We start from the raw sequence: 22971 nt of genomic DNA on the forward strand, positions 1-22971 counted from the left end.
TCTCACTTTTCACCATAAAATACAGACATTATTTACTTGATTTAATATTGGTTTATTTTACCGACAATGCTTTATCAATAATAAAATTAAGATTGGTGCGATGGGCCCGGGTTTGCTCATTGGCAGATACGGCAGAGCCAAGCATTGATTTTATTTTTTTAAGTGAAGATAACGCCGCTGCTTTGGAAGCATTATCGTAAGTGTTTGGCAACGGACTGTCAGCAATTGCCACCAATGCCTTTACATATTCTGTTTGCAGGTTTATCCTGTAGAGATTAACATTGGTTTTCAGATCTTCGGTAAAGAAATATTTATTCAGATCCGATGTAAGATTAGCTGTGCTGTAGAAGTTACCGTACAAACCACTGTTATTGATGCGCTGCAAAGTAACCGGGTGCAGCAATTGTGCCAACACAGATAACTGGATGCTCTGAACGGTTGACTGGGGCTTATAATCCTCCGTAGAACCAAAGAAATTAAACCCCCTGCGTTGAAGTTGCAGATAAGGATACAACGATGCATCCGCATTGAATACATTGGGAGAAAAAATATATTTATTCAGCAAAGCAAGCGCTTTCTTTTGTGTTTCCACCGAAACAGCGGTAAACGGTTTGCTCGTTGTTTTTTGTCCGGGAAAACTCCTGTCTACATATACCCCTCCTATATAACGGCTAATAGCATTGGCCATTTGTGCCCGCTGGCTCTGCAGCATCAGGTAACGCTGGCGCAATTGCTGGTAGCTTTGGCCCGGTTTGCTGTATTTTTCTTTTAATTTGGGCAACAATGAATTGACGAGTTTAAAGCGATCTTCCGCATAGGCAATCATATCATTGCTCATATCGCTGATCATTACCCGTGGGTCTATTCCCCCACCCGGTGAGCGCATATCGTCTGCATCATTGCCAAAAGCAAGTTGTGGATCCGTGCTGCGGCTGAGTATTTTATTAAGCGCGGATTGCTCTTCACCGGCAGCAAAAGGAGTATAGCCATATTCAATAGCCCATATATCATATGGGCCTGCTTTGGTTGTATAATAATTTCCCTGTTTACTGCGGTCGAGGCTTACATTAATGGCGGGATAATCCATTACAGAACCGATCATCCCAATTTTATCGGTAATGGTTTTATCATTGATTTGCGCCGGGCTGAGCATCTGGCTGGCCTTCATGTTATGATTCAATCCCAGCGTATGTCCCATTTCATGCATGATCAAATAAATAAGAAATTCCCGGTGCATCTCTTTCACCGCTTCGGGTTTATTATCCAGTGCTTCCAATACTGTAAGTCCGGCAACATATTGCGATTGTAATTCGCGGGCAATATCACAAAACGGAAGATGGTTTTTATCAAAACTCAGATGCGGGGCAGCATTAGTGGCGGCAGCTTCCCAGGGCAATTGCACTGCAGGTAGCCCCGTTGCACTGCTGCCATTAAACAGGTCGTCATAATTAACGGTACCCGCACCGCTTCTCCATTCTACAGTGATGTCTGCACCCAGAATTTGGCCCGTGCGGGGATTAAAAAAGCTGGGGCCTATCGCTCCGTAATTCGGATAAGGGCTGCTTACCCAGCGAATAACATTATAGCGGATATCTGCCGGATCCCAGGTGGCGGTATCGGGCATGATTTTCATAACAATGGCATTTTTAAACCCGGCTTTCTCAAAAGCCTCATTCCATTTTTCTCCTGCTTCTTTAATGATTTCCCTGTACTCAACCGGCGTGGTATTTTCAATCCAGTACACAACAGGTTCCACGGGTTCGCTTATTGCTGCAGAAGGGTCTTTTTTTACGAGGTACCAACGGCTGATAAAATCTTTATATGGTGTAGCCGATACAGAGGTAAGATCCTGTACCTCTGCTCCAAAATAACCTACACGCGGATCATCACGGCGAGGACGGTAATCATTTTGCGGCATAGCAAGAAAAGAATGTTGCATGCGAACGCGGTTATAACGTGCATCTGTTACATCAGCTCCCCCCTGGTTAAAAGGCATGGGATTATCATAAACAAGATCTACCACTACATCGGTGTTGTCGGGGTATGACCTTATATGGCTGTATTTTGATTTGCCCGCATTAAGCATTCCCAAATTGAATACGGCTGTGGGTGGCGTACCCGGAGCTACTAAGGGCTTTACAGGATCCATTTTTTCGCTCAGAAACAAACCATCGGCAGCAACTAAGTAGCCCACTGAATCTTCAGCCACTATTTTTTCCGAAAAAAAGACAGCAGGGGCAACATCCACATTAGCAGCCTTACTGACAGCATTTAATGAATCGTAATAAAAATTGGTATTTTGCTGGGCAAATTCCAGCTTATCAAACGCTTTGCCAATGCTAAAGGCAAATGTGGCTCTTATCATATTCTGGTTCAGGTAAAGCCTTGTAGGTCCTCCCATGGAAAAGCTCTGGTATATATATTCTTTCCCCAACTGATCCTTCTTAATATACAATTGCACACTGCCCGTTGCCGTGTCCTGGTATATGGTAAAAAGCCCTTCTGTTTTTTTGCTCGACTTTATCTTTTCAGCTACAGTGGCTTTGGGCGGTTTTGGAGGTGTTTTTTTTGTTGTGTCAACGACCGCAGCAGGAGTTGCTTCGGCTTTTTTTTGTTTTTTTTGAGCCAGCACAGCTATGCTGATAAAACAGCAGCTTATTGCCAGCAAGGCAGCTTTTTTATACATAAACAGTTATTTTTCTCCAAGATAGAGCGTTTGCCATTTATAGCAGCAATATTTTTGTGGGAGGCTTATTAACGGGGTTAACAGAATAAAAAGAATTACGAAAGGTAAAAAGAGAGTTAAGTATTATATTAGTATATGATTATTGAAGAACCGGCGCCCAGATATTATACTTCAATGAGCCCTTCGGCGTTCCTGGAGTGGGAACGAAAATCGGATGCTAAACATGAGTATGCTTCCGGCATGATTGTTTCCATGGCCGGTGCCTCGCCGGAGCACAATCTTATTCTTTCAAATATCATTGCGATAGCCGGTACATTTTTAAAAGGGAAATCCTGCAATATTTATCCCAGTGATCTGCTGATATATGTCCCTTCCCGTGAATCTTATTTTTATCCCGATGCCAGCATAATATGCGGAGCATTGGATTTATCGGATGAAATAAAAGATACCGTAAAAAACCCTTTGGTTACTTTTGAAATACTTTCTCCCTCAACCGAAGACTATGACCTTGGCAGAAAGTTCTTCTTTTATATGCAGATTGAAACGCTTAAAGAATATATAACAATAGATTCCACCAGCCGTCATGTTCGTATAGGAAGAAAACAGTCAGATGGCGCATGGAAATTTGAAGAATATTTTAATGCCGATGAGCAAATATGGATTAACCCTATCGGACTTCTTCTTTCTATGGATGATATATATGAAGGTATTACTTTAGGTTAAAGCTACCCTGCCTATACGCCGGCATTTTTAACTTTTTCATCTTCAATCTTTCTGTTCTCATATTCGTCTTTGATTTCCCATTTCCAGCGGTTATGGCTCCATAGATATACCTCCGGTTGCTTACGTATCACTTCTTCGAGGTAGCGCACATATTGGAGTGTAAGTTCCCCTTCTTTCATGGCTGCCGGGTGCAGGCTGGCTAATTTCGTTTCAACAAGGTAGTATCCTCTTTTGGGTTTGGAAAACCGGGCAAATACAACTGGAATATCATTTAAGCGTGCATTTTTTTCAGGGCCCGTTACAAAAGGCGTCCAGCGGTCAAAAAATTTCACCCAATGCCCCCGTGAAGGATCACCCGGATTTTGGTCGGCTACCAGTGCCAGCAGGTATTGTTTATTGCGGTAGGGCAACATGGCGTTTTTCATATCCGTTGCAGGCAACATGGTAGTGCCCGTTCTTTCCCGAAAATATTTAAACAGCCTGTCAAGTACTTTATTACCAATAGGTATATAAACGGCAAGATATGGATAGAGCAGCTCCTTCGCCACTCTTACATTCACCCATTCCCAGTTAAAATTATGTCCCGCATGCACCTGGCAACTTTTACCGGTTCGATACAGCTCATTAAATACCGATGGATCAAATTGTATCCTTTTGCGGAGACTTTTTTCAGATATTGAAAGCAGCTTGATGGCCTCCAGGAAAGTGTCGGTGAAATTCCTGTAAAACTTTTTGATGAGCGCCATTTTTTCCTTTTCTGTTTTCTCCGGGAAAGCGATAGAAAGGTTTTTCATCAATACTTTTCTGCGATACCCTAAAACATAATGCAGTAAAAAACTGATGAAATCGGATATACGGTAGATGATCCACAACGGCAGAAAAGAAAACAGGTACAGTAAGCCAAGAATAAGATAATACATGGATGCAAAGATAAAAAGGATTTGAAATTACCAGCGATCAGCTTTCAGCCGTGAGCTATCGGTGAGTTATTGCTATTTCTGATTTGTTGGTTTCTGATTTGTTGATTTATCATGTATTCCCTCGGATTTCGAAATTTAATATTCGGATTCTCCTGTCATGCTGAAGAACGAAGCATCTGTATCTTTTTTGGTTCTTGTGATTTGGTTCTTGGTTCTTTGTATTCCCTTCGGATTTGGGGTTTTGTATTCAAACTTCGGCCTACAATACAATATTCTGCACCTGTTCACTCTTATGCGGATAATCGGTATTAAAATGAAGCCCCCGGCTTTCATGCCTGAACTGTGCCGATTTAACGATGAGATATCCTACGGTGATCATATTGCGCAACTGGCAAAGCTGTGGTGATACTTCCGTGGTTTTATACAACTCTTCGGTTTCTTCGTGCATCATATCCAAACGACGCATAGCACGTTCAAGGCGGGTATTGGTTCTTACAATGCCCACGTAATCGCTCATCAGCAATTGCAGTTCTTTTAAACTCTGCGTAATCAGGATCATTTCTTTTGGAGCCGTGGTGCCTTCGGTGCGCCAGTCGGGTATAGCATCGCGACGCCAGTTGCCCCACTCCTCACCAGAATTATCCTTCATTTTCTTTACAGCATCTACGTATGCCCTGTGTGCAAACACCATAGCTTCCAGCAGGGAATTGCTGGCCAAACGGTTGGCGCCGTGTAATCCTGTTGAGGCGCATTCGCCCGCTGCATACAAATGCCGGATGGAAGTTCTTGCCCACTCATCTGTTTTAATGCCGCCGCAACTGTAATGCGCAGCAGGCGCTACGGGAATCATGCTTTTAGCAACATCAATACCAATGGACAAACATTTTTCGTGGATATTGGGAAAGTGATGCAGAAACTTTTCCTGGTCCATATCTCGGCAGTCTAACCACACATGCTCCGTACCTGTTCTTTTCATTTCATTGTCTATGGCTCTTGCCACAATATCGCGGGGGGCAAGGTCTTTGCGGGCATCATATCTTTCCATGAAAGCTTCTCCATCGCTGTTGCGTAAAATACCGCCATCGCCCCGTACCGCTTCTGTTATCAAAAAAGCCTGCCCCTTTACACCGGGTTCGTATAATGCAGTAGGATGAAACTGGATGAACTCCATATTTTCAATTCTCCCTTTTGCCCTATAGGCCATGGCCACACCATCGCCGGTGGCAATAACAGGATTGGTAGTGGTACGGTATACCTGCCCGTTACCACCTGTGGCCAGCAGGGTAATACCGGACCTCACCTTTTCTATTTTTTTTGTGCGAAGATTCAATGCATACACTCCAAAACATTCTATATCGGGCGTGGCCTTTGTAACCAAATAGCCTAAATGGTGCTGCGTAATAATATCTACCACAAAGCAATGGGTGATAACCTCTATATTGGATTGCGTTTTTATTGCCTCTAAAAGCGCTCTTTCCATTTCCCTGCCGGTTACGTCTTTATGGTGCAGTATACGAAATTCGCTATGACCGCCTTCCTTCCCGAGTGCATAATCGCCATCCGGTTCCTTATCAAATTTTGCTCCCCATTCAATAATTTCTCTTATCCGCTCTACGCCTTCCCTTACTACTATCTCCACAGTTTTTTCGTTACATAAACCATCTCCGGCTATCAATGTATCTTCTATGTGTTTTTCAAAACTGTCATTCTCATTATCCCATACGCCGGCTATTCCGCCCTGTGCATATTTGGTATTGGTTTCATCCGATGTGGTTTTAGTAAAAATGAGTACTTTTTTATCAGGACAATCGCGGGCAACTTTTAGGGCATAGGTAAGTCCTGCAATACCAGAGCCTATAATAAGAAAATCGGTTTGCATGATTTCAGATCAATATTTGATGCAAGATAAGATGGATAATTTGAAAACCTGTCTGCCGCCAGGCAGTTGTGGATAGGAAGTATAGCAGTCCGGTATCAGCTATCAGGTGAGTTACTGCTAAACGACAGGATGAATACGACTTGTACTGCTTATCGCTCAATGCTGACTATCTCCTTCGAATTTCAGATTTGAAATTTATTTGATTCTTGTGATTTGGTTTCTTGGCGCTTTGCATATGTCTGGATTTCAGATTTTACACCCCATTCTCTTCCTGATACTTGCCCATACCGGTTGCACATCGGGTGAAAGTTTAAAATAAATAACGCTTCCTCCATACAACAAAACAAATGCTGCACTGCGTAAAAACAATCCCGCAAAGCCATGCATATTCCTGAAAATAAAATAGCAGATGGCATAACTACAGCCCGCCACCACTATAGTGTAAATGCTGGAAAGCGTAAAGGGTTGCAATCTGAATTTTTTCCATAAAAAAACAATGCGTACCATGTTATAGATACTGATGGAAATAAGATTGGCTATTGCAGGACCCAATATATCATATTGTTTGGTAAGGATATAAGTAAGGGGCAGCATAAATGCCAGCAATATGATTCCGCTCACCAGCTCAAAACGCCAGTAGTTGGATGTGGCTATAATCTGTGCATTGAGCCCGGTACCCAAATCAATTACTCTTGTAAGACCCAGCAGTACAAAAGCACTGAAGCCCGCCAGGTAGGCATCTTTCAATCCTAATGTATAAATGGCTTCCCTATAATTAAGCGTTATCAATGCAAAAATACCAGCAGCAAAAAGCAGCAGGTTAATGGATGAGCGCTGGTAGATCTTTTGCAGCAATTCCATATTCTTATCTTTCCAGGCCTTGGATAAATGCGCGATAGAAGCCGCGATGATGCCCCTTTGCGGCGCCTGTATTACGCTGGTCATGATCTGCGCCAGCCCGAATATGCCCGCTTTACTAAGCCCATCGTCAAGTACTGAGGCAATAACGAGTGAATCAAATACCTGTGAAAGCGTAAAGATGAGCATCCCCGAATACACAAAAAGACAAAGCGAAATTATTTTTTTAAAATAGCGGCGGGTAACCTTGCTCAGCTCAAAAGTGAAATGGATTTGTTTGGTAGCAATTAAATAGATAAACAGGGTTAAAGCAATACCGGGGTAAGTAAAGGCATACATTTTTATGAACACGTCAAAACTCCCAATGGCGCGGAAAATAAAAAAAACAATAAGTACTGTAGTGAACAGGCGCCACAACACCTCTTTCAAAAAACTGGTAAGTACCGGCTTATGTATACTCCAGGTATAGGATTCAAGTATCGTATATACAGTTAACCCAAACCCCATTGGAAAAATCCAGTAATAATGGTTTACCAGGTCAGGCGAGTTCTCTCCGAATTTACGGATCACCAGGTCTTTAAATACCCAACCCGCCAGCATCACCAATAAAAACCCAATACAGCCAATGAGCAGGGCCCAGGTAACCATATCGTTTTTACGGGCAGAGAGGTGGTGGTTATAATAAGGATGGAACTTAAAAATATACGAGGGCATGGCCAGGCTGGCAAAAGCCTGCATCATACTGGCTATGGCAATAAAAATACCTGTTAACCCATATTGAGAAGGTGTAAAAAGTCCTTCCTTGGTAAAAAAATACACATTGAGCATCCCAACGGCAAAGCCTATATATATAACTATAGAAGAAATAATGCTCTGTCTTCTGATTGTACTCATGCGGTAAATATAATCCTGTAAAATAAAAACTATTCCCGGCTCCTGCACATATTTGTTAATGATCAATACCGGGGGTAACAAAAAATACTACTGATGGTTTTGATATTTACCCGCATCCAGTACAAATGTGAAACGGTAATTTTTACTGTACCCTCTTTTAACTTAGTGCTCCTTTAATACAATCTTATTGCATTTTTTGAGAAGATTTTTAATTAACCATTAAACCATCCTTTATGCCAGTTTTATCCAACAATGTAAAAGGTCCTCCTTAATATTTTGCTGTGAGGACAATCTTTAATTTCTTTTTATCTACAGATGAACCGGCAAACCTTACCGGCCTGGCAGGGTAGGGCGTGATTTACTTTCAACGAAAGGAAAGTCTTACAACTTAATTTTTTTTATGAAAAGAAATGTGAAAGAAGGGGAAGATACCGGGAAAATGGTTGAACTCAGGAATAATGCAAAAATGTTCCTCCTCGAAAATCCCAATTACTTTGGTATCCAGGATAAGGAAAATAAACTACTCCAGGGATTTCAGCCTGTAATTGATCTTCTCTCAAATACGGGCTTTGAAGAGTTAACCTGTGTAAGTTATAATCCACAACTCCAGCGGTTAAGCGCCAATATAAAAATAAAGCAGGGCTTCGGTTATGCCGGCGGACCCTGCACCAACGGAAGTAAGGAATTTGTGCGGTTTTTCATTAGTTACGATGGCGGCGCCACATGGGATGATGAAGGTGTGGTTGACTTTGATGCACATGATCTGGCTTTTGATATTGATTTGTGCTATGAGCTGGGTAAAACATTTACACCTAAAAAAAGGAGTTGTTGCGACAGAAAAGCAGTGCTGCCGCTGGTTAAAGCAATACTTTCCTGGAACACAATGCCGCCTCCCGGAATATGGTGGTGGACGCCCATATGGGGCAATGCCATGAACGCTAATATACAAATAGCTCCATCTAAAAGCATATTCTGTCACTTCCATCACCTGTTCGAAAAAATTGATATTAAGCTCAATGAAGAACAATTTGCATTTTTGGAAAATGCAGTAGCGGATTATGATTTTACCAGCATCATCCAGGATAATATTTCCTTGAAAGAATTAAAGCGTTATTATGGTGGTAAGGTAGAAGACGCAAGAATTGGTTACCAGTTCGCACACCAGTTATTATCCGATTCCGATGCCATAAACGACAATAAGTTTGCTTTCTTCAAAAAATACGACCTGGATCTGAAATCCATTCTTGAGTTTTTTAAGCCTAAAAAATTCAATACGGGATATGAAGAAGTAAGCTGCGTAGGTTTGAACAGGAATTTTAACCTGCTGAATGCTGCAGTACATGTAAAACGTGCAACGGGTTATTCGGGCGATTTATGTAAAAAAGGCAGTTGGGAATATCTCGCCTACTATATGGATTTTGGCGCCGGTTGGGTTTATATGGGTACCACATCGGTAAATGTGCATGATATTCCAACTATTCCCAATGAGGGTTTGTGGTACAATGCGCCATTATCTGTTTATCTCACGCCCTATCAGAAAAAATGGTGCGAAACGGGCAGAGCCAAAATAAAAGTAATCCTGTCATGGGCCGTTGTTCCGCCTGTTGATCCAAACTGGGTAGCGCCATGGGGCGATTGGGAAGAATGTAACGTGGAAATAAAGCCTTTACCGGCAGGTGTTCCGGAAGAAGAGATTTACCCCTTTATAGAATTGCTGGGTGGTATGCCAGTTGACCTGATCAGCAATATCACTGGTAATGCTACAGGTATGCATACATTGGGATTCACCGCCAACGATAGCCCGTTCGACGGAAATATTACCATCAGGGGACGGCTGTTCAACCAAAATGCACACAACTTTAAGTACCGCTTAGTGATTACTGAACCAGCCACAGCCATTCACCCCATTATGGATCAGGTAATTTTAAAAACAGATACATTTGGCGTATTGTCACCGGCAATTACATTAACGCCTTCAATCCCCGATGGCTGGATAGATTATTTAGCCAATCCATTTTCCAATACGGTGATTGTTGATGATCTGTTCGGAAATTTTGTTCCTACTAAAAATGGCATGCATACCATCAGGATTGAATTTTGGGATGTTACTGCCAATGTAATTTACAACAGCAATACGGTGGTGTTTAATGTAGATAAGATTTATCCTGACGTTGATATTGTTATTACCAGCGGAACGGGTGATTGTGGTGATTTTGTACCGGGTGATACCATTTCGGGAACCTATTCCATAACAGATGCTTATTGTCATTCCATGTCCATCAGTATGACACCGGCCGCGGAAGCAGCAGGATCCATTATTTCGATAGACGGCATAGTGACCTCTTCCTTATCCTATGCAGGCGGTACATTACCGGGAACAGGCCAATCGGGAACCTGGCAAATACAAACGCCCGCTACCATCAAACCATGCGGATACAATGTATGGATAAACGGAAACGACAGAACAATTGTTCACAGCAGCGGATTTTATCATCATAGCCAACTGGCAAAGGGTTTCTGTATAGGCTGATCTTGTAAGCATTTGTAAAATGTAAATTGTATGCAATGGTATCTGTTTGTTTTAGGTTCATTAGCTGTCTGGAGAATAACGCATTTACTGCAGGCAGAAGACGGGCCTTTTGATATCATTTATTTAATCAGAAAAAAGGCAGGAGCGGGTTTCTTCGGAAACCTGCTCGACTGCTTTTACTGCACCAGCATATGGGTGGCATTGCCGGCAGGATTTTGTATTGGCAAAGGCTGGAAGGAAATCGTTTTGCTTTGGCTCGCCTTTTCCGGAGTTGCCTGTTTGCTTGAACAACTGACTTCTTCATCCAACAATCATTCAAAAAATTAAAAACAATCGTTTATGAGTTGCTGTGGTAAAAAAAGAGCTGCGCTAAATGCTGAGTTCTATCAGCATTCATCCGCAACAAATCATCAAAAGGAAAATGAGGGAACGGCCTCCGGTACTGTTCAAATTGAATATACAGGAGATGCAGGATTTAGCATAACAGGGAACAGAACAGGCAGGCGGTATAGTTTTAACAGAAAGGGTGAAGTGCTAACCGTTGATCCGCGGGACGAAGCCGGCTTGTTAATTTATCCCTACCTGCAAAGAAAAAGCCGGTAAAATCAGGGTTCCACCCATGCATCGCTCTCTTTAAGCAGGTTAATGAGCTCTTCAACAGCTATATTGCTGTCAACAGAACGCTTCACTACTTCCTTACCTCTGTATAACGTTATTTTGCCAGGGCCGCTGCCTACATAGCCGAAGTCGGCATCAGCCATTTCACCGGGACCATTTACGATGCATCCCATAATGGCAATTTTAACGCCTTTGAGATGATTGGTAACTGCACGTATCTTAGCAGTGGTTTCCTGCAGATCAAACAAGGTTCTGCCACAGGAAGGGCAGGAGATATATTCGGTTTTTGAAATGCGTGTCCGTGTTGCCTGGAGGATGCTGAACGCCGTGCTGTTGATAAATTGCTCGGCACTTTTATTGTCTATATAATTTCTGCCACTGGCATTGAGCTGTCCATAACGATTGGAAAGCAGTGCATAGCTCCCCGCAGTCATTCTCAGACAAATACCATCTCCAAAACCATCTAAAAACAAGGCCCCGGTTTCAGTAGCAAAATGTATAAGATGCTCATCGGGTGTTTGCCAGTTGCTGTCGGTTATTAATATAGCAGGATTACGGATATCTTTTTGCAACAGTTCCTTAAACATATGCCGCACCGATTGCATGGCATTCTTATTGCTGCTGCTCAATGCCAGCACAACAGCAGGGTCATTTTTTATTTTATCCAGCTTATTTACATCAAACGCATCGCCTTCGTTAAAGCAATCGGGCAGTACAACATTCAATATGCCGCTTTTGTTTTGATGGCCAGCATTAAGATATTCCTCAAAAGAAAATAAAGGATAATATTTTTCTTTATCCGCGCAGTGCGACCAACGCTTTGCCGGAAGTATCACTTTTAAGGTTCCGGGTAATGCAAAGGGTAACTCATCGCCATCAAAAAATATATAGTCAGCCGCAAGGTCGCTGATGTTCCACTTATCAAGCGCTTCATCATAGCCATAACCGATACGTTGTAAAACCTGTTTTGTAATAACGCCTGCTTTGCTCAGATCGGCTATAACCCCGGGAACATTGTGGCCGCCTATATGATTTACCACAAAAGTTTCACGCCGTTTATACTGGAAGGGGGAGTAGTGAGGGGGGAGTAGTGAGGGGTCAGTGATCAGTGGTGAGTAGTGAGTAGTAAGGGGTGAGCGATCGGAGTGGAGTGATACAGCATGGTATCGTTTGGCAATATCACGGCACACCGGTATTTCAAACTCCGGATCTTCGGTTAGGGATACCCGTATGGTATCGCCAATGCCGTCTTCTAACAAAGTGCCGATGCCTATCGCAGATTTTATTCTCCCGTCTTCTCCATCACCCGCTTCCGTTACTCCCAGGTGCAGTGGGTAACATTCCTTAAACTCATCGGACATTTGCCTTACCAGCAAACGGTAAGCCTGCACCATTACCTGCGGATTGCTGGACTTCATGCTCAGCACAATATTGTGAAAATTTTCATCGCGGGCGATCCGCAAAAATTCCATAGCGCTTTCCACCATGCCCATGGGTGTATCGCCATAGCGGCTCATAATGCGGTCGCTCAGCGAACCATGATTGGTTCCAATGCGCATAGCCGTTCCATATTCTTTGCAAATTTTCACCAATGGGGTAAACCGCTGTCTTATTCTTTCTATTTCGGAATGGTATGCAGTATCGGTATACTCAATAAATTCAAACTTCTTTTTATCAATATAATTGCCGGGGTTTACCCGCACTTTTTCAACAATACGTGCGGCAATTTCGGCCGCATTGGGTGTAAAATGAATATCGGCGATAAGTGGTGTATTGTATCCTCTTTTGCGGAGTTCATTCTTAATGTTAAGCAAATTTTCCGCTTCTCTTTTACTGGGTGCTGTAATCCGAACCATTTCCGCGCCGGCTTCAATACAACGAACAGACTGCTCTACCGTAGCCAGTGTGTCCATGGTATCGGTAGTCGTCATGGTTTGCAGGCGAATGGGATGAAAGTTGCCTGTTAATAATCCACCAATATTTACTTCCCTGGTTTTTAGCCTTTTATATTCAGTTAAGGATTCACAATACCATTGCATAATATAAGTATAAAAGAAAACTGAATGCAAAGGTAAACAAAACTAAGATGGCCGTTAACGGAGGGGCAATTAGCCGTTAGCTATCAGATGAATAACTACTAACCCCAGGGTGAATACTCCTTCTTTTATTTTCCTCTTTCTACCTCTCAACGCGCTCTTGGTTGTACTCGGGTTTGAGGTTCGATTACCGGGTTCGGATTTGACATTTGTCTGTCATGGATGAACGAACCATCTGCAATGATTGCAGAGGAACCAGAGCCTTCCCTGCCTGCCCTTTAGCCAAGCTGCGTCAGGGTGACAAGCAGTGCGTTGTTGGTTTAGCTGTGTTATAAACCTCAACAGCATTACTACTGTTTGTCATAGTTTACACCGTAACATTTCGGGACTGAGAAACGAAGCATCTATATTTTATTTGTTTCTTGCTTTTTGGTGCTTTGTATTCCCCCGGATTTGTTTAACGCAAAGCAATTCTTTCACTTTTCACCAATTATGTCAACTTCAGCAATGTTCAATTGTATTCAATAGTTGAAATGGAAGGATTATTACCATGGAATTGTTATAAAGCACCATCCCTCTCTACAGGTGGAGAGGGAAAGAGCCTGCCTGCCCTTTAGCCGGGGGTGAGGTTATCTTCGGGCTTTTGTCCAGGGCATCCGACAGGCATATTAATATTCCACACTGTATTCGGCTGCTTCGGGCCGGTTGAGCATATCGCTCAGGGTAGTTAAAAAGGTGAGCGTTTTTTTATCGTCCGACAAAATGGTTTGATTGCCTTTATATTTTTTTACTTTCTTAGGCAAAACAATAATCGTTTTATAATTCATATCACCCATCATCATCGACATTTGCTGCAGCATTTGCATAGATGAATCGTTCTGTATCCTATTATTGAATATATCTTTACTGACCAGGGTATTGGATAGCTTACCCGGTGCGGCGGCAAAAGCAAAAGCATCACGGGCAGGGTTCAAAATATTTTTATCTTTTGCTATATCTGCCGGCATGTCTTCTGCAGACCCGCTATCGCCGGGGTTCTTCAATTTATTTGATATGCCCAATTTGTCTATAACAGACAGGTAAGATGATTTGAGTTCCGGTAAATCCCCTATGTGCCTGAAGGGAAAATTGAGGACGATAATTAATTCTTTTTCAGCTTCATCTACCCGCATACGCAGGCTTCCATCTTTAAACATTTCTTTTTCTTTGGCAGTAAGCGCAGTGGAAGTATCTACAAAGGATTTAAAGTAAACAGTTGAATCTTTCTTTTCCTGTATTTTGGAATCATCCTTATTTGCCTGTCCCATTTGGTCCATCAGCGTAAGCATTTTGCTCATATCAAGCGTAAGTGTATAAATACCGCTGTTGTTCTTATTGATCACTATTCTTTCTTCCGTGTCTAAACAGGAAGTTAAGAACACAAAAAAAAGCAAGGAAACAATAACATATATTTTCTTTGTCATGCTTATGAATTGATACTGTAAAGTTAGAAAGACAGTCCGCAATTGTGTTACCGCCCGGCTATATTTTTTTCTCCTTTAAAATGCTCCAGTTTTCTTCTTCAGCAACAATTTTATTGGTAAGGCTGCCCAGACGATCTGTTTCCATTTCTATGATATCCCCGGCTTGTAACCATTGCTCCGTATAATCAGGATTATTTTGTTTACCGGCTTCGTTCAGTTCCAGGAAATATCCGCCGCCCAGGGCTCCGCTCCCAATAATATCTCCGGGGTAAAGATCGGCTCCATAAGAAGCCCGTTCAATAAGTTCCGCAAAAGTCCAGTTCATATTACCCAGGTTGGCTTCGCTCACATGCACACCATTTACATTGCATTTCATAGCCAGGTTCCAACTTTTCCCGGTATGATTTGCCCGGGGAGGTATTTCAAATTGCTCCAGGTCATCAGGCGTTACCAATACTGGTCCTATTGCAGTTGAAAAATCCTTTCCTTTTGCAGGGTCAAGGTTCAGCAACATTTCTTCCATTTGCAATTTTCTTGCGCATATGTCATTCATGATCATCAGGCCTCCAACATATTCATCTGCGTGTACCGCCCGGATGTTTCGGCCATGTTTACAGATTACAATGGCCGCGGCAAGCTCAAAATCTAAGTTTTCCAAATGATCGGGCAGGCAGCGTATTTCTCCCGGACCCTGTATGCTGTGGTGATTGCCGAAATAAAATACAGGGTATTGGTCAAGCTCTTGCTGCATGGGCACATCACGGTTGTGCCTGTCTGCGGCCAGGTGCCGGCAAAAAGCGTATGCATTCCTGTACGAAGTGGGAAAGGGAACAGGTGCTAACAATTGCACGGTATCGTATGGAATACCCCTGTTTTGCAGAAACCTGCCGGACTTAACGCCCTCTTCGGCCCTTTTTGCCAGCGGAAAAGCATCTTCCCAGTAATTCAGGAACATACCCATGCTTCCGGGCAAATCGGGATGCAGCTCATCCATATTATATAAAAAATCACCAATTAAAAGGGCTAACTGATCATGCGAATCGCTGAGGTAGGAAATCAATTGCACAACTAAAATTTAAACTGCAATATAACTGAATGTTTTGTACCTTTTTGTATGAAAATGTTTCTCCTGCTTCTCACTTTATTTTTCACCACACAAAATATGAACGCCCAGGTAAAAACAGATGCATGGCTTTCGCAATTGTTACGCAATACTGCTTCTGAGCCGCTGCTCCATATATTAAACAATCCCGACAGCTTTCAGTACCAGTTGATCTATACACAGATCAACCGCGATAAAAACAATAAGCCTTCCTTTAAACATCATTACCTGCATGTTGATAAAAACCAGTATTTCAATCCTGCCTCTACTGTAAAAATGCCACTGGCTTTCCTGGCATTGGAAAAGCTGAATAAAATGAATGAACCGGGTGTAAATAAATTCACCGCAATGCTAACGGATAGTGCTTATAACGGACAAACAGCTGTTCTGGAAGACAGCAGTTCCGAAAACGGTTTGCCTTCTATAGCTCATTACATAAAAAAAGTATTTTTAGTAAGCGATAACGATGCCTATAACCGGTTGTACGAATTTATCGGGCAAAAAACCATCAACGAGCGGCTTTGGCAAATGGGGTATAAAGATTTCCGCATTACCCGCCGTTTTGTTCGCGCTGCGGAGGAGGAGAACCGCCATACCAATCTTATACGGTTTGTTGACGGAGCCGGAAAATTGCTTTATAAACAACCTGCCGCTTACAGCGATCTGAACTTTGATTTCAGCAAAAAAATACTGATAGGACAGGCGCATTATAACCACGATGATAGTTTAATTCATGCCCCTATGGATTTTACCACGCACAACAATGCGCCGCTTGAAGAGCTGCAGCAGATTCTGCAATCCGTTATGTTTCCTGCATCAGTGCCCGCCCGCCAAAGGTTTGATCTTACCGGAAACGACTACCGGTTTTTATACAGCTATATGTCTAAACTCCCAACAGAAAGTGATTATCCGAAATATGATACCACGAAATTTTTCAACAGTTACACCAAGTTTTTTATGTTCAGATCCGGCAAAACCAAAATCCCAACACATATAAAAGTATTCAACAAAACAGGATGGAGTTATGGCTTTTTAACGGATATTGCTTACATCGTTGATTTTAAAAATAAAGTGGAATTTATGTTAAGCGGTACTATTTACGTAAACCGCGATGGGATACTCAATGATGACAAATATGAATATGAAGAACTGGGTTATCCTTTTTTTAAAGAAGTGGGAAATATTATTTACCAGTATGAACTGGAAAGAAAGCGGAAGTTTGTTCCCGATCTGAAAAATTTTACTATTGTGAGTGGTCAATAGTGAGCCGTGAATGCAACCAGAAGGAAAGCAGGCGCCGTCCCGTTTACATAGCCCCACATAAACATAAAAAAAAATGAATGTTATTACCCGGATCATTGCATTTGTACGATTGCTATGCGAGGCGTCTATCGCCTCGCGTAATTATTATATCGCCTCCTGGCGATTAAAGAAATCAAATTTGTCATACCCTTGCGATGAATGTACAAAAACCAGTCACTTATGCAGGTCTACACGAACATCAAACACAAAAAAATTGAATGGCATTTGGTGGATCATTATCCTTATCTGCACAATAGCAGGCACTCAAACAGCCTTTTCGCAATCCTCATGGATACGCATTAACCAGTTGGGCTATACGCCGGATGGCATTAAAGTAGCGGTATGGGCCGGTAAAGAAAATCCATCGTTTAAGAATTGGCAATTGATAGATGCCGTCTCAAAAAAAGTAGTATTAAGCGCAAAGTCCGGAAAGTTTTCCGGCGCATACGGACCATTCAATGAAACGTTGCGTTTAAATTTCTCCTCATTTAAAAAAACGGGGCGTTATTACTTGCAGGCAGGAAATACCATATCTCCTGAATTTGAAATTGGAAAAGATGTATACAAGGGAGCTGCTGATTTTTGTCTGTACTATATGCGGCAGCAACGCAATAAGTTCAATCCTGTTACTAAAGACAGTTGCCATACACAGGATGGCTACACATTATATGGCCCCATGCCCGACAGCACATTCATTGATGTTAGCGGGGGCTGGCACGATGCTACCGACTACCTGCAATACGTAACCACATCGGCCAATGCTACTTTTCACCTGTTGGCCGCGTACCGCGATTTTCCAGGTGTTTTTGGCGATGGCCACCAGGCTAATGGACTGGAAGGAAGAAACGACATACCCGATGTGTTAGACGAAGCCCGCTGGGGATTAGACTGGCTGTTAAAAATGCATCCGCGTGCAGACTGGATGTTTAACCAGGTAGCCGATGACCGCGATCATATTGGGATGCGCATGCCCGGAATGGACAATCAATACGGCCGGGGATACCAGCGACCCGTATATTTCGTAAGCGGAGAGCCTCAAATACGGGGAAAATTTATGAACAATACAAAAGGTACTTCTTCTGCAGCAGGCAAATTCAGCAGTGCCTTTTCATTGGGATCTTTCATTTTTAATTCACTGGATAATAATTATTCACAAACATTAAAAGAAAAGTCATACACCGCCTTTGCATTTGGATTAAAGAAACCGGGAAACACGCAAACCGCCTCGGTAGTATCACCCTATATTTATGCCGAAGACAACTGGATGGACGATATGGAATTAGCCGGTGCTATGCTTGACGATGCTACTGAAACACAGTTAGGTGGCACTAACGGTATTGATTATGCGTATAACCTGTCCCAAAAAGAACCCCTGACTCCCTGGCTGGGCGCCGATACTGCCAGTCATTACCAGTGGTATCCCTTCATTAATGTGGGGCACTATGAACTGATCAAAAAATTAAGCGATAAAAGAAGGGATACTGTAGCAGGCTATTACAAAAAGGGGATTGAACTGGTATGGAACAAAGCAAAACAGAATGCTTTTTTACGTGGTGTGCCTTTTATATGGTGCAGCAATAACCTTACCACTTCATTTGCCATACAATGCTACTGGTACCGGCAAGCCACCGGCGATACAAGCTTTGAAGAATTGGAGCAGGCTAATTTTGACTGGCTGTTTGGCTGCAACCCCTGGGGAACCAGTATGGTATACGGCTTGCCTGCCTGGGGTGATACCCCCACTGATCCGCATGCTTCATTCTTAAAAGTGGGTAATTTTCCGGTTAACGGCGGCATTGTGGACGGCCCCGTTTATGGGAGTATTTTTGGAAATCTTATCGGGCTGAAGCTTACTAAACCCGACGAATATGCGCAGTTTCAAAGCCAGTTGGCTGTATATCACGACGATTCGGGTGACTATAGCACCAATGAACCCACTATGGACGGAACCGCCTCACTGATATACCTGCTGGCAGCTAAGGAAAGTGGCGACTCCTCACCGGTAAAAGCTTCAGCTAAAAAAAAACGCTAACCGGCAATAACCAGCTCAAAAAATTCAGTTACAACCATGGTGGTATTGTGCGGGGCGATACAGGCGCTAAAACCATTGCCATTGTATTTACAGGAGATGAATTTGGAGATGGCGGTAATCATATAGCAAAAACATTGAAAGAAAAAAAGGTAAAAGCGTCCTTCTTTCTTACAGGGAATTTTTACCGGAATCCAGCATTTGGCAAGCTCATTAAACGTTTCAAGAAAGATGGGCATTACCTGGGCAGTCATTCCGATAAGCATTTGCTGTATTGCGACTGGTACAAAAGAGATAGCCTATTAGTAACAAAAGAAGAATTTAGCTCCGACTTGCAGCATAGCTATACTACCATGAACGGCTTTGGCATCACAAAAAAAGATGCTCCATTTTTTCTGCCTCCCTATGAGTGGTACAACGACAGTATTAGTGTATGGGCGCGTCAATCCGGGATACAACTGATCAATTTTACAAGCGGTACATTAAGCAATGCGGATTATACCACACCCGATATGAAAAACTACCGGTCGTCGGATACCATATATCAATCCATAATCGGGTATGAACAAACTCATGGGTTGAATGGTTTTATTTTATTACTGCATATTGGTACCGATGCCAAACGCCCAGATAAAATGTATCATCGTTTAGGCGGGTTGGTGGATTATTTAAAGCAAAAACAATATCATATAGTGAGGGTAGATGAATTGCTGAAATAGCTATATAGCGGCCTCACCCTTTTTGGAGGGTAGGGACCACTATATAAAATGGATAGTTCATATTCTTTACCTTTACGCTCATGCCTGGCATTCATATTCACGATAGCATCAATTTATTGTCCAAGCTCAGCCTTCGCCGTGCCTGGAATGCAGGCAAAGTATTGAGCAGTTATTATATAAGCCGCTGGACAAAAAAGCCAGTGCAATGGGGCTATCCTATTTCCATTTCTTTTGAGCCCACTACTTCCTGCAACCTGCGCTGCCCCGAATGCCCAAGCGGCCTAAGAAGTTTTACCCGGCCTACGGGCATGCTTAAAAAAGATTTCTTTAGTCAAACCATTGATGAAATACACAAAGAGCTCTTATATCTTATCTTTTATTTCCAGGGCGAACCTTATCTCAACCCCGGCTTCCTGGAAATGGTGCGTTATGCTTCGAACAAAAAAATTTATACCGCAACATCAACCAATGCGCATTACTTGAATGATGCCAATGCCCGAAAAACTGTGGAAAGTGGTTTGGACAGGCTGATCATTTCCATTGATGGAACTACTCAGGAGGTATACCAGCAATACCGGCGTGGTGGTAAATTGGATAAAGTATTGGAAGGTGCTAAAAATATAGTGAAATGGAAAAAAGAACTGAAAAGCAAAACGCCGTTTATTGTTTTCCAGTTCCTCGTTGTAAAGCCCAATGAGCACCAGGTAGAAGAAGTGAAACAATTGGCAAAAGAAGTAGGTGCTGATGATATATGGTTTAAAACAGCCCAGGTATACGATTATAAAAATGACCCCAACAACTTAATTCCTTCTACCGGTAAATTCAGTCGTTACAAAAAAGACAAAGAAGGACAATATAAAGTAAAAAATAAACTGAATAATCATTGCTGGAAACTGTGGCATGCCAATGTAATTACCTGGGATGGGCTGGTAGTTCCCTGCTGTTTTGATAAAGATGCCATGCACCGCCTGGGCAATTTAAAAATGCAGTCGTTTAAAGAAATATGGCATAATGATAATTACAAACAATTTCGCAGTGAACTGATGACCAGCCGCAAGAATATTGACATTTGTGCCAATTGCAGCGAAGGAACAAAAGTATGGAGCTGATAGTCAAAGAAAGTATTTTTCCTTTTATTTTCGGCCTTCTGTCCCGGCAGTGATTACTAAAATTAATTTGTTCGTCATATATGCTTTTGCACGTACACCCTGTTGATCCCCAACCCCGTCAAATAAAAACCATTGTGGAATGTTTGCAAAATGGCGGCATTATTATCTATCCCACTGATACCATTTATGGTTTGGGCTGCGACATTTTTCAGCATAAAGCCATTGAGCGTATTGCACGCATTAAACACATTGACCCTCAAAAAGCCAATTTTTCATTCGTGTGCTACGACCTCAGCGACCTGAGCATTTATACCAAAAGCATTGACACTCCTTTATACCGCATTTTAAAAACCCATCTTCCCGGTCCTTATACTTTTATATTACCATCGAGTAAAGAAGTGCCCAAAATACTGAAAAGCAAAAAAAATACGGTGGGTATAAGAGTACCGGAAAATAAAATTGCAAGAATGATCGTAAAGGAGCTGGGGCATCCCATATTGAGTACAACCCTGCCCGGCGAAATGGTAGAAGAATATACCGATCCCGAAATTATTGAAGAGAATTTTAATAAACTGGTGGATATCGTTATAAACGCCGGCATCGGCGGAGTAACCCCTTCTACCGTAATTGACTGCACAGGAAAAGAACCCGTGCTGATCAGGAGGGGACTGGGAGAGTGGGCGGAAGAAGAACAATTCTGAAGTGCGGATGAGCATTTGATTCCGGAACGACTGTTTTCAGTCCAACCTCCTCAACCACTGTTTCGCCTCTTTGCTTCCTTCCAGGTCATTTGCTGCGATTTCCTGCAATAGCTTTTTGGCCGCGTCTATATCACCAGTCCCGCTTCGTTTGAATAAAGTAACCGCCTGGTAAAATTTGCCGGGGTTACTGTGTAACGTTGTATCCTTTGCGAGTTCGGAAAAGTAAAAGAGCGCTTTATCGTATTGAAACTGCCGGAGTGCAGCAATACCGGCATATTTTTTTGCGCTGAAATTTGCAGAATCCTTTTCTGCAATGGTTTCGAACTGTAACAATGCTGCTGCCGGCTTACCGGCGTTAAATAAAGTCAGCCCGAACTGCAGGCTATCTGGTTCGCTGCTCATGGTTATATCTAAAGTTTTCCAGTTTTGCCGTATATACGCATCCGCCAGTTGTTCCGGAGAACTGCTTGTACTGACCAGCATCCACGACAACACCATTACTGCAACAATTGCACATGCAGCAATCGCATATCTCCATATTTGCGTCACCGGCTGTTTCCGGGGCAGCGCTTCTTTTTGTTGTTCATATAGTTCCCTGAATCTTTCCTTTTGCTGAATTTGCAGTTGCTCCTTAATTACATTATGGGTTGAAATATAAAAGGCCACCTCTTCTGCAAATGAAACATCATGGATGATCCGCTGCTCAAACTCTTGCTTTTGTTCCGCGGTGTTTGGGTGGTTAAAATAGTTATCAATATATTCCATATTATCCATCTGAGTTTCTTTTAACGTTATACAACAACCGCAATTTATCTATGCAACGCAAACGGCTTGTTTTTACTACATCGGCTGATCTATATTCCATTAATACCGATATCTCCTTATCGCTGTATCCATCGGCAAACAACATCAATAACTTCCGGCAGCTTTCTCCCAACTCCTGCAGCCTGTTTTTTAATGCATCCATATCCATTCGTTCAATTAATTGCTGAACAGCTGTTTTTGCCGGATCAGCTATTAACATTAGCATATCCGGAATGGATGAAGTTTGATGAACACTATTCTTATTGGTCGTTTTCTTTCGCAAAAGGTCAACACATTTATTAATAAATATTCTATACAGGTAGGTTTTAAGTGCAGACCGGTTTTCAAAATGTCCTTTCCTGATATTATCAATAGCGTGCAGGATGGTATCCGAATACGCATCAAAGGATTCATCTTCCTGCAATGCATATTTTTTTATTCCTTCCTTTATAAAATAGGTATACCGGTTAAATAACGCATCCTCAGCTTTTCTTTTAAGCAAATTGTTTTCCTGAAGATTCTGGATTAATTCTTCATCGGAAGAAACAATACGTGAGGTGTCAAAAGACATGATATGTAGTGTGTTTCAGAAAGATAA

General features: G+C 42.3%; 18 protein-coding genes. 9 read left to right on the forward strand and 9 right to left on the reverse strand.

Annotated elements, in window-relative coordinates; all coding sequences use genetic code 11:
- Positions 1 to 52 precede the first annotated feature (52 nt).
- Positions 53 to 2686, reverse strand: a complete 2634-nt coding sequence (locus tag FRX45_RS08860) for a zinc-dependent metalloprotease (RefSeq protein WP_152268063.1) — start codon at positions 2684 to 2686, stop codon at positions 53 to 55.
- 135 nt (positions 2687 to 2821) lie between these two features.
- Here FRX45_RS08860 and FRX45_RS08865 point away from each other — a divergent pair, with 135 nt between their 5' ends.
- Positions 2822 to 3409, forward strand: coding sequence for a Uma2 family endonuclease (locus FRX45_RS08865; RefSeq protein ID WP_152268064.1), 588 nt, complete (start codon positions 2822 to 2824; stop codon positions 3407 to 3409).
- An 11-nt stretch (positions 3410 to 3420) separates the two neighbouring features.
- On the opposite strand, the gene FRX45_RS08870 is transcribed toward FRX45_RS08865, so the two are convergent.
- From FRX45_RS08870 to FRX45_RS08880, 3 genes are all read right to left on the reverse strand, one after another.
- A complete protein-coding gene (locus FRX45_RS08870; protein ID WP_152268065.1) occupies positions 3421 to 4329 on the reverse strand; it encodes a lysophospholipid acyltransferase family protein in 909 nt (302 codons plus the stop codon).
- Positions 4330 to 4588: 259 nt separating this feature from the next.
- Entirely contained in the window at positions 4589 to 6208 is a 1620-nt protein-coding gene (gene nadB / locus FRX45_RS08875; RefSeq protein ID WP_193311637.1) for an L-aspartate oxidase, read from the reverse strand.
- 246 nt (positions 6209 to 6454) lie between these two features.
- Entirely contained in the window at positions 6455 to 7960 is a 1506-nt protein-coding gene (locus FRX45_RS08880; RefSeq protein WP_152268067.1) for a lipopolysaccharide biosynthesis protein, read from the reverse strand.
- A gap of 400 nt (positions 7961 to 8360) precedes the next feature.
- Between FRX45_RS08880 and FRX45_RS08885 the strand changes: the two genes are divergently transcribed.
- Genes FRX45_RS08885 through FRX45_RS08895 form a run of 3 tightly spaced genes read left to right on the forward strand, consistent with a single transcriptional unit; the run spans position 8361 to position 11093 of the window.
- Positions 8361 to 10490, forward strand: a complete 2130-nt coding sequence (locus FRX45_RS08885) for a hypothetical protein (protein ID WP_152268068.1) — start codon at positions 8361 to 8363, stop codon at positions 10488 to 10490.
- A 30-nt stretch (positions 10491 to 10520) separates the two neighbouring features.
- Positions 10521 to 10817: a DUF1360 domain-containing protein gene (locus FRX45_RS08890; protein WP_152268069.1), complete on the forward strand. Its 297-nt coding sequence runs from the start codon at positions 10521 to 10523 to the stop codon at positions 10815 to 10817.
- Positions 10818 to 10829: 12 nt separating this feature from the next.
- On the forward strand, positions 10830 to 11093 hold the full coding sequence (locus tag FRX45_RS08895) for a hypothetical protein (protein ID WP_152268070.1): 264 nt from the start codon (positions 10830 to 10832) through the stop codon (positions 11091 to 11093).
- A 2-nt stretch (positions 11094 to 11095) separates the two neighbouring features.
- Here the strand turns inward: FRX45_RS08895 and ispG are convergent, their stop codons facing one another.
- The 3 genes from ispG to FRX45_RS08910 form a co-directional block, all read right to left on the reverse strand.
- Complete coding sequence (gene ispG / locus FRX45_RS08900) at positions 11096 to 13147, reverse strand: (E)-4-hydroxy-3-methylbut-2-enyl-diphosphate synthase (RefSeq protein ID WP_193311638.1); 2052 nt, start codon at positions 13145 to 13147, stop codon at positions 11096 to 11098.
- 665 nt (positions 13148 to 13812) lie between these two features.
- Positions 13813 to 14607 (reverse strand): hypothetical protein, encoded by a 795-nt coding sequence (locus FRX45_RS08905; protein ID WP_152268071.1) that lies wholly within the window; start codon positions 14605 to 14607, stop codon positions 13813 to 13815.
- A gap of 58 nt (positions 14608 to 14665) precedes the next feature.
- Positions 14666 to 15673 (reverse strand): fumarylacetoacetate hydrolase family protein, encoded by a 1008-nt coding sequence (locus FRX45_RS08910; protein WP_152268072.1) that lies wholly within the window; start codon positions 15671 to 15673, stop codon positions 14666 to 14668.
- Between the two features lie 48 nt (positions 15674 to 15721).
- Between FRX45_RS08910 and FRX45_RS08915 the strand changes: the two genes are divergently transcribed.
- The 5 genes from FRX45_RS08915 to FRX45_RS08930 all read left to right on the forward strand — a co-directional run bounded on the left by FRX45_RS08915 (position 15722) and on the right by FRX45_RS08930 (position 21569).
- On the forward strand, positions 15722 to 16972 hold the full coding sequence (locus FRX45_RS08915; RefSeq protein WP_152268073.1) for a serine hydrolase: 1251 nt from the start codon (positions 15722 to 15724) through the stop codon (positions 16970 to 16972).
- Between the two features lie 73 nt (positions 16973 to 17045).
- On the forward strand, positions 17046 to 19043 hold the full coding sequence (locus FRX45_RS08920; RefSeq protein ID WP_226805133.1) for a glycoside hydrolase family 9 protein: 1998 nt from the start codon (positions 17046 to 17048) through the stop codon (positions 19041 to 19043).
- Between the two features lie 47 nt (positions 19044 to 19090).
- A complete protein-coding gene (locus FRX45_RS23490) occupies positions 19091 to 19759 on the forward strand; it encodes a polysaccharide deacetylase family protein (RefSeq protein ID WP_226805135.1) in 669 nt (222 codons plus the stop codon).
- 80 nt (positions 19760 to 19839) lie between these two features.
- Positions 19840 to 20868 carry a radical SAM/SPASM domain-containing protein gene (locus FRX45_RS08925; protein ID WP_152268074.1) on the forward strand — a complete coding sequence of 343 codons (1029 nt, stop codon included), beginning with the start codon at positions 19840 to 19842 and terminating at the stop codon, positions 20866 to 20868.
- An 80-nt stretch (positions 20869 to 20948) separates the two neighbouring features.
- Positions 20949 to 21569 carry an L-threonylcarbamoyladenylate synthase gene (locus tag FRX45_RS08930; RefSeq protein ID WP_152268075.1) on the forward strand — a complete coding sequence of 207 codons (621 nt, stop codon included), beginning with the start codon at positions 20949 to 20951 and terminating at the stop codon, positions 21567 to 21569.
- Positions 21570 to 21605: 36 nt separating this feature from the next.
- Here FRX45_RS08930 and FRX45_RS08935 read toward each other — a convergent pair whose 3' ends face one another.
- Positions 21606 to 22343 carry a tetratricopeptide repeat protein gene (locus FRX45_RS08935; RefSeq protein WP_152268076.1) on the reverse strand — a complete coding sequence of 246 codons (738 nt, stop codon included), beginning with the start codon at positions 22341 to 22343 and terminating at the stop codon, positions 21606 to 21608.
- Positions 22336 to 22944 (reverse strand): RNA polymerase sigma factor, encoded by a 609-nt coding sequence (locus FRX45_RS08940; RefSeq protein WP_152268077.1) that lies wholly within the window; start codon positions 22942 to 22944, stop codon positions 22336 to 22338. Before FRX45_RS08940 ends, FRX45_RS08935 begins: the two co-directional genes overlap by 8 nt.
- Between the last annotated feature and the right edge of the window lie 27 nt (positions 22945 to 22971).

Origin of the sequence: Agriterribacter humi (genome assembly GCF_009192765.1) — a bacterium.
GTDB classification, from domain to species: Bacteria; Bacteroidota; Bacteroidia; order Chitinophagales; family Chitinophagaceae; genus Agriterribacter; species Agriterribacter humi.

Coding starts and splice junctions, on each gene's coding strand:
- FRX45_RS08880 (WP_152268067.1), bottom strand. CDS start 7,960: ATGAGTACAATCAGAAGACAGAGCATTATTTCTTCTATAGTTATATAT.
- FRX45_RS08940 (WP_152268077.1), bottom strand. CDS start 22,944: ATGTCTTTTGACACCTCACGTATTGTTTCTTCCGATGAAGAATTAATC.
- FRX45_RS08890 (WP_152268069.1), top strand. CDS start 10,521: ATGCAATGGTATCTGTTTGTTTTAGGTTCATTAGCTGTCTGGAGAATA.
- FRX45_RS08905 (WP_152268071.1), bottom strand. CDS start 14,607: ATGACAAAGAAAATATATGTTATTGTTTCCTTGCTTTTTTTTGTGTTC.
- FRX45_RS08885 (WP_152268068.1), top strand. CDS start 8,361: ATGAAAAGAAATGTGAAAGAAGGGGAAGATACCGGGAAAATGGTTGAA.
- FRX45_RS08925 (WP_152268074.1), top strand. CDS start 19,840: ATGCCTGGCATTCATATTCACGATAGCATCAATTTATTGTCCAAGCTC.
- nadB (WP_193311637.1), bottom strand. CDS start 6,208: ATGCAAACCGATTTTCTTATTATAGGCTCTGGTATTGCAGGACTTACC.
- FRX45_RS08920 (WP_226805133.1), top strand. CDS start 17,046: ATGAATGTTATTACCCGGATCATTGCATTTGTACGATTGCTATGCGAG.
- FRX45_RS08915 (WP_152268073.1), top strand. CDS start 15,722: ATGAAAATGTTTCTCCTGCTTCTCACTTTATTTTTCACCACACAAAAT.
- FRX45_RS08930 (WP_152268075.1), top strand. CDS start 20,949: ATGCTTTTGCACGTACACCCTGTTGATCCCCAACCCCGTCAAATAAAA.
- FRX45_RS08860 (WP_152268063.1), bottom strand. CDS start 2,686: ATGTATAAAAAAGCTGCCTTGCTGGCAATAAGCTGCTGTTTTATCAGC.
- ispG (WP_193311638.1), bottom strand. CDS start 13,147: ATGCAATGGTATTGTGAATCCTTAACTGAATATAAAAGGCTAAAAACC.
- FRX45_RS08870 (WP_152268065.1), bottom strand. CDS start 4,329: ATGTATTATCTTATTCTTGGCTTACTGTACCTGTTTTCTTTTCTGCCG.
- FRX45_RS08895 (WP_152268070.1), top strand. CDS start 10,830: ATGAGTTGCTGTGGTAAAAAAAGAGCTGCGCTAAATGCTGAGTTCTAT.
- FRX45_RS08865 (WP_152268064.1), top strand. CDS start 2,822: ATGATTATTGAAGAACCGGCGCCCAGATATTATACTTCAATGAGCCCT.
- FRX45_RS08935 (WP_152268076.1), bottom strand. CDS start 22,343: ATGGATAATATGGAATATATTGATAACTATTTTAACCACCCAAACACC.